The organism is Roseovarius halophilus (ex Wu et al. 2025) (assembly GCF_047086965.1).
In genome coordinates this window covers 1-9,992 of sequence record NZ_JBKOTX010000199.1, presented here as the reverse complement: position 1 = coordinate 9,992, position 9,992 = coordinate 1, and the positions used below count along the sequence as shown (strand labels likewise).

Annotated in this window: 10 protein-coding genes and 1 pseudogene; 2 read left to right on the top strand and 9 right to left on the bottom strand. The window is 55.9% G+C overall.

Annotated elements, in window-relative coordinates:
• Positions 1-80: 80 nt before the first annotated feature.
• The 4 genes and pseudogenes from ltrA to ACH107_RS26450 form a co-directional block, all read right to left on the bottom strand.
• Positions 81-983 carry a group II intron reverse transcriptase/maturase gene (ltrA, locus tag ACH107_RS26465; RefSeq protein WP_412508631.1) on the bottom strand — a complete coding sequence of 301 codons (903 nt, stop codon included), beginning with the start codon at positions 981-983 and terminating at the stop codon, positions 81-83.
• A 538-nt stretch (positions 984-1,521) separates the two neighbouring features.
• Positions 1,522-2,145 (bottom strand): annotated as a pseudogene (locus tag ACH107_RS26460) (IS66 family transposase zinc-finger binding domain-containing protein); the annotation flags it as partial.
• A 62-nt stretch (positions 2,146-2,207) separates the two neighbouring features.
• Positions 2,208-2,555 carry an IS66 family insertion sequence element accessory protein TnpB gene (gene tnpB, locus ACH107_RS26455; RefSeq protein WP_412508630.1) on the bottom strand — a complete coding sequence of 116 codons (348 nt, stop codon included), beginning with the start codon at positions 2,553-2,555 and terminating at the stop codon, positions 2,208-2,210.
• Positions 2,552-2,719 carry a hypothetical protein gene (locus tag ACH107_RS26450; RefSeq protein ID WP_412508629.1) on the bottom strand — a complete coding sequence of 56 codons (168 nt, stop codon included), beginning with the start codon at positions 2,717-2,719 and terminating at the stop codon, positions 2,552-2,554. The genes tnpB and ACH107_RS26450 overlap by 4 nt, the downstream gene beginning before the upstream one ends.
• Positions 2,720-2,833: 114 nt before the next feature.
• Between ACH107_RS26450 and ACH107_RS26445 the strand changes: the two genes are divergently transcribed.
• A protein-coding gene (locus tag ACH107_RS26445) for an IS3 family transposase (RefSeq protein WP_412508628.1) occupies positions 2,834-3,920 on the top strand; the annotation gives its coding sequence in 2 pieces (ribosomal slippage) (positions 2,834-3,090 and positions 3,089-3,920; 1,089 coding nt in all).
• Between the two features lie 3 nt (positions 3,921-3,923).
• Here the strand turns inward: ACH107_RS26445 and ACH107_RS26440 are convergent.
• The 5 genes from ACH107_RS26440 to ACH107_RS26420 all read right to left on the bottom strand — a co-directional run bounded on the left by ACH107_RS26440 (position 3,924) and on the right by ACH107_RS26420 (position 8,222).
• Complete coding sequence (locus tag ACH107_RS26440) at positions 3,924-4,136, bottom strand: transposase (protein ID WP_412508626.1); 213 nt, start codon at positions 4,134-4,136, stop codon at positions 3,924-3,926.
• Between the two features lie 384 nt (positions 4,137-4,520).
• Complete coding sequence (locus tag ACH107_RS26435; protein ID WP_412508625.1) at positions 4,521-4,922, bottom strand: hypothetical protein; 402 nt, start codon at positions 4,920-4,922, stop codon at positions 4,521-4,523.
• A 237-nt stretch (positions 4,923-5,159) separates the two neighbouring features.
• Positions 5,160-6,287, bottom strand: a complete 1,128-nt coding sequence (locus ACH107_RS26430) for a hypothetical protein (protein ID WP_412508624.1) — start codon at positions 6,285-6,287, stop codon at positions 5,160-5,162.
• 328 nt (positions 6,288-6,615) lie between these two features.
• Positions 6,616-7,743 carry a hypothetical protein gene (locus ACH107_RS26425; RefSeq protein WP_412508622.1) on the bottom strand — a complete coding sequence of 376 codons (1,128 nt, stop codon included), beginning with the start codon at positions 7,741-7,743 and terminating at the stop codon, positions 6,616-6,618.
• A 50-nt stretch (positions 7,744-7,793) separates the two neighbouring features.
• Positions 7,794-8,222, bottom strand: coding sequence for a hypothetical protein (locus ACH107_RS26420; protein ID WP_412508620.1), 429 nt, complete (start codon positions 8,220-8,222; stop codon positions 7,794-7,796).
• Positions 8,223-8,570: 348 nt separating this feature from the next.
• Between ACH107_RS26420 and ACH107_RS26415 the strand changes: the two genes are divergently transcribed.
• Positions 8,571-9,743, top strand: a complete 1,173-nt coding sequence (locus ACH107_RS26415; protein WP_412508619.1) for an NUDIX hydrolase — start codon at positions 8,571-8,573, stop codon at positions 9,741-9,743.
• The last annotated feature ends 249 nt before the right edge of the window (positions 9,744-9,992 follow it).

The following is a 9,992-nucleotide window of genomic DNA, read 5'->3' as shown; positions in this document are numbered from 1 at the left end:
GACAATTCCGAATAATTGGAGTTCGGAATTGCCCCTGACGCTCACGACTGGGGAAAATTCAAACGGCAGTTTTGGGGAGATTACGTCCGGCGATTACACCAGATCGCCAGCCGGGGCTGGAACCTGTAGCCGAGAAAGTCGAAGGCAACCGTCGGGAAAGACCCTTTCCGGTTGGTATCCTTGCAGTAAACGATTTTCGTCTTCTGCGGATGAAGCGTCAAGCCACAGTTCGCAAGCCGGTCTTCGACCTGCCGCCAGAGCCTGCGAGCCTCCCCTTCCGTCCGACAATGGCAGATGATGTCATCCGCATAGCGCTCAAACGGCACATGGCGGTTCTCTCGATCCATCCATTTGTCGAAAGCATAGTGCAGAAACAGGTTTGCCAGCAACGGCGAGATAACCCCACCCTGTGGCGTTCCACAGTCCTGCGAGACAAGGCTGCCATCCTCCATCATCACCGGTGCCTTCAGCCACCGCTCGATATAAAGCAGCACCCAGCGACAATCCGTATGATGGCGGACCGCCTTGAGCAGTAGTCCATGATCGATGGTGTCAAAGAACCCTTTGATGTCCATGTCCAACACCCAGTCGTGGCGCCAGCATCGCTGACGCGCCGTCCGGATGGCATCAATGGCGGAGCGTCCGGGCCGATACCCATAGGAGTCCCTGTGGAAGATTGGTTCCACGAGTGGCTCCAGATGAAGCCGGACGACCTCCTGCGCGATGCGGTCCGTGACTGTCGGAATACCCAACGGCCGTTGGCCCCCATCTGCTTTCGGAATCATCACCCGGCGTACCGGCGATGGCATATAACTGCCTGAGGACATCCGGTTCCAAAGCTTGTAGAGGTTCGGCCCGAGCCGTTCCCCGAAGCTTTCGAGCGTCTGTCCGTCAACACCAGATGCACCTTGGTTGGCGTCCACATGCTGGAACGCTTCCCAGACATCTCTCTTCTCAATCGTAAACGGCTTTGCCCCTGTCATCCGGCTCATCCTGTTACCAGTTGGCCAGCGGCAGCGGCTGAACACCACAGCCCCTTCGGTCCAGCGCCATTACAGCGCCTTCGTCCCTACTACGAACTGTTCTGCCCCTGTGTCCCGCATCGGTACTCTGGACCTTTCGGGGGCTTCCCGATTGGTCTTCTCCCTTGGCATCGGGACGACAGGTTCTCCTGTTCCACAAAAGAGCCTGACCCAGATTCACGCCGCCTTCGAGCCGGATGCCGCATGGGCCGGACTTCAGGACACCGCCCATACTCATCCCGGGGTGACCACTACCCCCGGTTCTGACATCAACCATACGCTTTCGGCAGTTCATCGACGGTTCGCTTTCGCTCGTCTCTCTGGATCGCACCTGACGGGGTCTCGCCCCGCCGTTTCCACAACGCTCACCACCATCGCTCTTTACGACAGCAGCTTGTGGTGGTTTGGGATCGGCTCCTGATCGCCGAACCCGAGGGGCCTCCCCTCATCTCTCTTGCAGTTACGTACCTCCTTTCCATGTTGGCACTCAGGACACACCGTGATCGTCGAACTTGGAGACGAGGATGTAGGCCAGCAGGCTGGGGCCGGCCATGCTGCGCGGGATCGGCCGGCTCGGGGCGGGCTCCTGCACCATGGCCTCGCAGCGGCGACAGGACTTCTTCACCCGGGCGATCTCGATGACCTTGATCTGCGCGGCGATCATGTCGAGCAGCTCGCTGACGTCCTCGCCGACCACGCGCAGATCGCCACCGCAGTCGGGACAGGCCTCGCCGGGATCCAGCTCACGGCGCTCACGCGGCGTGTCCCTTGACACCTTCGGGCGACGGCGCGGTTTCTTCTCCGGTGGGGTTTCCCCCTCCTCGGCCGGCGGGTCTTGCTCCGGGGTCTCGTCCTCGTCGAGCGGCGCGTCGTCGGCCTCCGCCTTGGCCACCATCAGGTCTTCGAGCGCCAGTTCGAGCTGTTCGATCTCGCGCTCGATCTTTTCCGAACTGGCACCGAACTTTTGCTTCTGGAGCTTGGCAATGCGGGTCCGCAGGGACTGCACCAGCAGATCATGGGCGCGCAGCGTCGCCGACATCTTCGCGTTTTCCGCCTGCAGGACAGCGATCATCGCCTTCAGAGCGGCAGGGTCATCGGGCATATCGGCGGGCGCTTGCGACATACCCATACATACCACAGGAGAGCTTCAAGCGCCATAAAAACAAGGCCGTTCAGGTAGATAAATCACCCCACCCGGGCCGGCGGCGCCCCCCAGTCAGGCCGCCGCCAGTCGATCCCTTCCCAGAGCATCGCAAGCTGTGCCGAGGTCAGCCGCGCGGCGCCATCCTTCGCCGAGGGCCACGGAAAGCGCCCCCGCTCGAGCACCTTGTAATAGAGACAAAAGCCCTGGCCGTCCCAGTAGAGCACCTTGATCCGGTCGCCGCGCCGGCCGCGGAACACGAAGACCGCCCCGCTGGCGGGCTTCTGCCGCAGAACGTCCTGCGCGATGGTCGAGAGCCCCGCGATGCCCTTGCGCATGTCGGTGACCCCGCAGGCCAGGTAGACGCGAACACCCGTGCCAGGCCCGATCATGCCACCTCCAGGACATGGACCAGGCGCCGCAGCGTCGCGTCGTCGAGGTCGGCGCCGCAATGCAGCTCACGACCGGAGCGCAGGACGATCCTGACCTGGGAGGAGACCGCATCATCCTCTGCCGCGGGAGGACACGTCGCAGGCAGTGCATCGGTGGTCGGCACCTCGACGAACCTCGCCGGTGCTTCGGTCGGCCAAAGGCCCTTCGGTAATCCCCCCTAAAATTAGTGGTGTTCAAAAGTAGAATTTTCTCGGCAAGATATCTGAGGAGATTTACGATGAAGAATGGACGATACAGCGACGCACAGATCATGGCGATCCTGAAGCAAGCGGAGGGTGGAGTGCCGGTCTCTGAGCTTTGCCGCGAACACGGAATGAGCAGCGCCAGCTTTTACAAATGGCGGGCCAAGTTTGGTGGGATGGACGCGTCATTGATGTCTGAGATGAAGGACATGGCCGAAGAGAACCGTCGGCTGAAGCGCATGTATGCTGAGATGAGTATGCAAAACGACCTGCTGAAGGAGGCGCTTGGAAAAAGCGTTAAGGCCGTCTCAGCGACGAGAGATGGCCGTAAATGCGGTCGCACAAACCGGGGTCAGCATTGCGCTGGCCTGCCGTGCATTCCAGATCAGCGAGACCTGCTATCGTTACAGCCCTGCACTGAGCGACGAGAACGAAGAAATTGCCGATTGGCTGGAACGTTTGACGACCAACAAGCGTAACTGGGGCTTCGGGCTGTGTTTTCTGTATCTGCGCAACGTTCAGGGCTATGGCTGGAACCATAAACGGGTCTACCGGATTTACTGTGAACTGGAGCTGAACCTGCGCATCAAGCCCAAGAAACGCCTAAAACGGGACAAGCCAGAACCACTGGCCGTGCCTGAGAGGCCCAATGAGACCTGGTCGATGGATTTCATGGCAGATCAGCTTGTAGATGGACGGTCGATCAGGACGTTGAACATTTTGGATGATTTCAATCGCGAAGGCTTGGCGATTGAGGTCGACTTTTCGCTGCCTGCTGAACGCGTCGTGCGCAGCCTTAACCAGATCATCGAATGGCGCGGCCAGCCTCAAACTATTCGTGTGGACAACGGCCCAGAATACGTCAGTGGCACGCTTATGGCGTGGGCTGAAAAGCGCAACATCTGCTTGGAATACATCCAGCCGGGCAAGCCGCAACAGAACGCGTACATCGAGCGCTACAACCGCACGGTTCGCGGCGAATGGCTGGGGCAATACATCTTTGAAACCATCGAGGAGGCACAGGACCCAGCAACCAAATGGCTCTGGACTTACAACAACGAGCGCCCCAACATGGGCATCGGCGGCATGACCCCCGCCATGAAACTGAGAGCAGCTGCGTGAATTCTACGGCTGGACCCCATTAAAAATGGGGGGATTACCCTTCCGCTTCAGCGCCCGCCGCCATTGATAGATATGCTGGCGGGTAATGTCGTGCCGCCGCGCAACGTCAGCGACCGTCCAGCCGTTAACGCCAACCTCTCCGAGGATCTCCAACTTGAGGTCGTCCGGCCAACGTCGACGCCGCTCCAAGCCAAGTACCACACCGCCCCGCACCATCACCTCCGCCTCAGACGACGTCGTTAACGACGTCAATAACGACGTCACTTAACCAATAGGTGCGATCAGAGGCAGGCGGTTCAAACCGGGCAGTTACGATCTGCCCGCTGCAATCCCGCACCCTCTGGGTGATCCATGAAACACGCCCCTCACAGCTATCAACACCATGATTTATATAGGAAATACAAAGCTCAGGACAGCGAAATCAGCGGACTACTTGGGGAATGCGGGACAGACACAGAAATTGAATCTTTTCTAGTCAATGAGGGCCCCGGGGCCTGGACTTATTCACATTCACACCCAGTAAATGACAAATGCAGAGAGGCCGATGGCTGACAGAACAACCTTCGGGCATCCGTCGTAACGTGTCACAATTTATTAAATTTAAATTGTTTTCCTGAAGAATTTGAATTTCTTTCCCTCAATTACTAAATTATACCCATACTTATTAGCGATCTTTTCTGCAACAGAATTGTATAAATGCACCTTTTTCTTTTCGTTTGCAGTATATGTAAAGTAGTAAGGTTTGCGCTTGCCTACAATACTTTCCACGAATTTGACGGCATTAACATAAACTTTCATGGGATTTTTTGCTTTTACGAGATTGCTTCTGTAAAACACTTGTTTTACAGGACCATCATCGCTATCAAAGCTATCAAATTCGTCATAAACAATTTTCGACGTCTGTTTTCTAGACTTTAAGCCGTCCACGTATAGACTAAAAGTATTTTTATCAAACTTGACGACATATAAAATATCGTCAACTTCAAACTCTTTTTTCACCATTCTGCATTGTATCCCATTTGTCTACTTCGACATTACCCGAGTGGCCGGCGGCATGATGGAAGGTTCGCCGGACAAGGCCATGCGGTCAAGCATTTCCTCTCTCCGGACATCGCTTGAGCTGGCGCAAACGTTCGGTTGAACGTCTTCAGGGCTTGGTACAGGCGATCATCTCTGATCTGACACCGGTGAGCTCACCATCGTGGTACGGACAGAGCCACGATGGTGAGGAGCATAACGTTATGCCGCATTGAGCAGGTATCCAAAGTCAATTTCGTTATCAGCTTCGTGGAAACCCAACTCGTCAAGTTCAAACACCGAGGCTGAAAGATATTGCTCAATCAGTTGACAGAAGTGTATGTGCTTCCCCACACCATACTTTTTGAAGTGCTGCTGTATCGTTTCAGAAAACTCAGGGGCGGGCTCTCGATTGTTCCGCAACTTTATTTCATCAATCTCCCAATACCCCCGTTTCTTTTTTATCGCTACTATCGCATGTGCACGGCCCTTCCACTCGTAGAACTGTGTTTCCCCGCGCACCGCCTGCGGCACCAGCGTTGCCAAGCAGTTGTCGTACCGCTTTGCAGCATCCTCAAGCGCACGGCCATTTTCTAAAAACTTTACCTTTTTGCAGTTCGGAACTGTTTGCTCCGGAAACGGTAGCCGAATGTAAATCTGGCGTATAGCTTCGGTCACCCCGCCTCCATGGTGTATGGCTTTGTAAAGCCTCTCGTCCAGATCGGCTTTTTCGGGCATGTCCACATCTTCCCAAGCACCCAAAAAATCTACAAACCGCTTCATCTGTGTTTCGGATTCAAACCCTTTTGCAAACTTTACGCTCTGCAAGTGCGCAGGCAGTTCTGTTAGCCGTTTCACTAACTCTGCTTTCAACCTCTTTTCGTGCAGCAGCTGCTTGCGCAGTTTTGGTTCACCGTTACGTGCGAGCTCAAAGAGATCGCGGTAAATATCGTAGTGCTGTGCAACATTTCCCAGCCGCCCGAGCAGCGCTTCAAAGCTGTTAGGCACTTCACCATAGGCATCTTGCAGCAACTGCGTTGACTTTTGCTTCAGCAGGGCATGGCGCAGTGCAACAATCCCCTTTTTATCATGCCCCAAAATTTCTTGTGTTTCGTCGGCGGCAATGATTGCATTCCATACTTGGCGACGACGCACATGTGTCAGCAGGTAAAGCATTTGCAAGTGACCGGGGAAAACCAAGCAAACGTCATCATAAAGTTCCCCTGCTAATTTCGAGACGACTTTTTGATAGTCATCTGTAATCTGTGCCATGTGCAGTGCTTGAATGGCTTGTTGCATATGCGTCTGCTCTGACGCGGGGCTGACCAATTGCTTGGGCGTGTTTGGCATTTGTGCTCCTTAACATTTGGATTTTGGAACATAGCAGTACGGGGTGACATAACTGGACATAGGGTCATGACCTTACCCTGATGTTTTACGGTTGAGGCGTGTTCACGCAGGCCGAGATTCGGAAAAAACAGCTCGCGGGGCGGCCAGGCGGGCAGCAATGACGGAGGTGTATGTTACGGTTGCAGTGCGAGCGGGGAGCTCGATGTGGAACTGATTTGGCGTCAGGCGCACGATAGTGGCAACGAGCATTTAATTTTAATCCCCTCCGACTTGCGTGATATTGGGCAACCTGCGGGTTGATCTTGTGTGTTATGTTCCAAACCTTGGATCAGGCGGCTTCGCCCAGATCGTGGATATCGTCGATATCGAACAGAAATTCGTTGACATCGCTACGGTAGTTTCGCATCGAAGTCTCGACAGACGCGCAGGTACGAATTCCGCACTTTGCCAGAACCTCCTTTAAATCATTGCGCTCTCGCCGGGACACTCGATCATTGTTTGCTCGGCGACTTTCACTCAAGTGCCAGCCAAAGGGCTGCTCGCTATCGATCGCAAAGACAACAGCGGGCGCGTCATCCGGCCGCCAAATATAAAACTGGCGCTCATTGTTCAGCGCTTCAGCCACATAATTCGCCAGGCAGTTGGCAAACTCTTTTGCTGTACGTACAAGCGCCTGCCCGTTGTCGATGTGGACAATGTTAGGCGCACTGATAACGGGGGCCGGGAATGGCAGGTCAAGATACAGACGTTCTAGAAGGTTCTCAGGCGACTCGCCGGCCGCGATCCGCTGCATGTGCTCTTCAGCCAACTGCTCTGTGTTCATGATAGCCTGATAGGGCCGCATAAAGTCGCGGTATTGACCCTCTGCAACGAACTGAGTGGCAACCTGCACTCCCAGCCGTGTTGGTGGCAGGACCTGCATGAGCTCTATCAGATCATCTGTCATTGGCTCGCCTTGGCAGGCATTGCGCAGCGGTTGCGCCAGTTCCGGATTCATATCAAGCAAACGAAACAAGGACAGGTAGCGCTCAGGATTGCGTGCACATTCTCCGAACCCAGCAATCAGGCGCATGAACGCTGGTGGACAGTTTCCGTAGGCATAAGCAACAAGGTCACGGTTGCGCAAAACGACGAGACGGGTGAGCAGATCTGCCCTTGCAGCCTCATCGAAGCCTGGCTCGTTGAGGGCGCCGTCTGCCTGAAGGCGCGCCAGGACAGCAAAATAAATCTGGCGTCGGCGGGGCTCGGCCATCACCAGCAATAGACTTAAAGGGCCAAAGGCAGTCACGACGGCGTTTGTCATGCGCTTGCAAACGGTTCTGAGCAGAAAGTGGTTTCCAGGCGTGACTTGGCAGTGCTTGGCCAGCTCGAGCAGTTCAGACTTCAGAACTGCGGGGTCGACCGTTTCTGCGGTGGCGATCAGTCGGTTAATACGACGGGACAGAGCAGCTTGCATCGCGAACCTCACGCTTTTGTGGACATAGGGCGGTGGGAAGAGAGAAAAACTTAGGCAGCGCGGCCGAGCGATGCTGACGCGCCATGGCGCTCGGCATGCGCCTCCGCCGCAGCGATGCGCGCGGCGGACAGTGTTGGGTAGGTGTCGGGCAGGTCTGTCCCGTTTACACAAGCGACAAACTTGCGCGGCTTGACCCGCGTGACGCGTGCCACAAGGCGGCTCCCGTCAAAGCCGCGGAAGGTTGTGCGGCCCTGGGTGGTGCGGTCCCACTCGAGGCCGCTGGCGGCGACCAGTTGCGTTGAAGCCGGGCGGGTGGCTTCGAACGCCGCGATCGCCTCGTAGATGCGAACGGCATTGGCGTAGTCGCGGTTAGACTTGGCGCCGCGGGCGATGACACGCGCAGCGTTTTCGGACCACGTGGCACGCTTTTGTTCGGTCATGTCGGGGATCGAATTGATAACAGCATCGACGTTAAGCATGAACTCTCCTTGTTTCTAGTAGTATGGATACACTAACCATTAGTGCACGTCAATCATGTTTTTATTGAGCGGCGCATGGCTGGCCCTTGAGAAAGTGGAGGCGGCAAAAAAAGGCCGCCAGAAGACTGGTGGCCTAGTTTCGCAAAACAGCAAAGTGCAGCACAGAGAAGCAGAAGCGGAGTGCGGCCCATGCGACCAGTGCAGGGCGAGTAGTACCCTGAAGCCGCTTCGTTGTCAAGGATACACTTTTATCCTTGTTGTTATGCTTAGATAGGGTCTATGCAGTCCAGCAAGCCTGCGGTCGCGATAGCGCGCGCGGGCGAGACATCGACAACACTGGAGTATACCATGACACGCTCAGGCCCGGGCTTCACCTACACCTTCCCCATGACATCGGTGGCGACCGATATCGCGGTGTTCCACGTCGCCCGGACGGGCGGGTTGCAAGTGGCACTTGTACAAAGAAACGAAGACGCGGATGCTTACCCAGGAGCTTGGGCTTTACCAGGAGGATTTTTTCGACCGGATGAGGACGATGATATCAAATCGTGCGTCTTGCGTGAACTCTCCGAAGAGGCTGGATTGGATCTCCAGTTCTCGATTTTTGAGGAGCCACATGTAGAGCTGGTGGACGTCTACAGTGCCAAGAAGCGGGATCCCCGCCCCGAGCGTGTCATTTCTATTGCGCACCTCGCCGTTCTGAAAGGCGAGCAGTCGGAGCTGGCGCCTATTGCAAACACTGACGTCAGTGAGGCGAAGTGGTTTCCATTCGAAGCCTTGGAAGAGCTTGAGCTCGCCTTCGACCACAAACAGATCATCGAGGATGCGCGGCGGCACCTCGCAGAAAGTATAGGGTTTGCACGCAAGGACGATGACGGTCCGGATCTGCTGTTTGCCTTCTTGCCCGATGAGTTCACCCTGTCTCAGGCACAGAGCGTTGTTCAGGCGCTCAAGGGTGAGCCAGTCGACAAGAGCAACTTTCGAAAGTACATAGAACGGTTCGTTGTCAGGACCGGTGCGAGCCAGAAGGTGAAAACCAGACCAGCCGCATTGTATCGCCGCCGGAGCGTGGATCCGGCCGAAGATGCTGGTGTGCTGTCGTCATCGCTAGCGCGTTTGCGGCAATTGGCTGAGGATCACCGGATCCGAAATTTTGAGGTTTTCCTTGCCAGTATGACTTTGGCGCCAACCACGGCGGTCAGGATGGTAAGCCGGATCGTCGCCACTTACGGCAGGCATCGGGATTACCTTTTAAAGGCGACGAAGGTGCCTGATCTGCGGATCGATGACGAGCGCACTGAGCGCGTTTTGATGACCTTGAAATGGCAGCCTCAGAAGAAAGCGTTCTTCTGTACTGCACTGGTGCCGCCTGGATCGCTAAGTGGCTTAGAGTTGGCCGACTTGAAGGAATGGAACACCGGGCCGCACAAGAGCGCGTTCCGATTGGGCGTAACTGAGGAGGATCTCGACCGTCTCGATGTCGTTTTAAGCAAATCAGCCGCGGCGCTCCCGCTAGAGTGACCTGAAAGTGTGGGGTCAGCCTGCGTACTCTCGCCGGCGAAGTGCTCGATGACCCGCCGGTCAGTCAACTCTAGGTCCAATTCTCGGGTGTAGTCGTTTGGCGCCTGCTAAGCGAGCGTGGGTTTTGTTGTCAGCCGTCCGGCGTGGTCTGAGACTGTGCGGAATTTTGTGCCCTGACGCCTTTTTTACGTCATTGGGAAGCGGTCTTCGAACATGATCGCGAGCTGGCTTTTGACAGCGTGCCATTCT

Excerpts from the sequence above, each read along its gene's own strand:
- ACH107_RS26430 (WP_412508624.1), bottom strand. The coding sequence starts at position 6,287 with ATGCCAAACACGCCCAAGCAATTGGTCAGCCCCGCGTCAGAGCAGACG.
- ACH107_RS26415 (WP_412508619.1), top strand. The coding sequence starts at position 8,571 with ATGACACGCTCAGGCCCGGGCTTCACCTACACCTTCCCCATGACATCG.
- ltrA (WP_412508631.1), bottom strand. The coding sequence starts at position 983 with ATGACAGGGGCAAAGCCGTTTACGATTGAGAAGAGAGATGTCTGGGAA.
- tnpB (WP_412508630.1), bottom strand. The coding sequence starts at position 2,555 with ATGATCGGGCCTGGCACGGGTGTTCGCGTCTACCTGGCCTGCGGGGTC.
- ACH107_RS26440 (WP_412508626.1), bottom strand. The coding sequence starts at position 4,136 with ATGGTGCGGGGCGGTGTGGTACTTGGCTTGGAGCGGCGTCGACGTTGG.
- ACH107_RS26420 (WP_412508620.1), bottom strand. The coding sequence starts at position 8,222 with ATGCTTAACGTCGATGCTGTTATCAATTCGATCCCCGACATGACCGAA.
- ACH107_RS26425 (WP_412508622.1), bottom strand. The coding sequence starts at position 7,743 with ATGCAAGCTGCTCTGTCCCGTCGTATTAACCGACTGATCGCCACCGCA.
- ACH107_RS26435 (WP_412508625.1), bottom strand. The coding sequence starts at position 4,922 with ATGGTGAAAAAAGAGTTTGAAGTTGACGATATTTTATATGTCGTCAAG.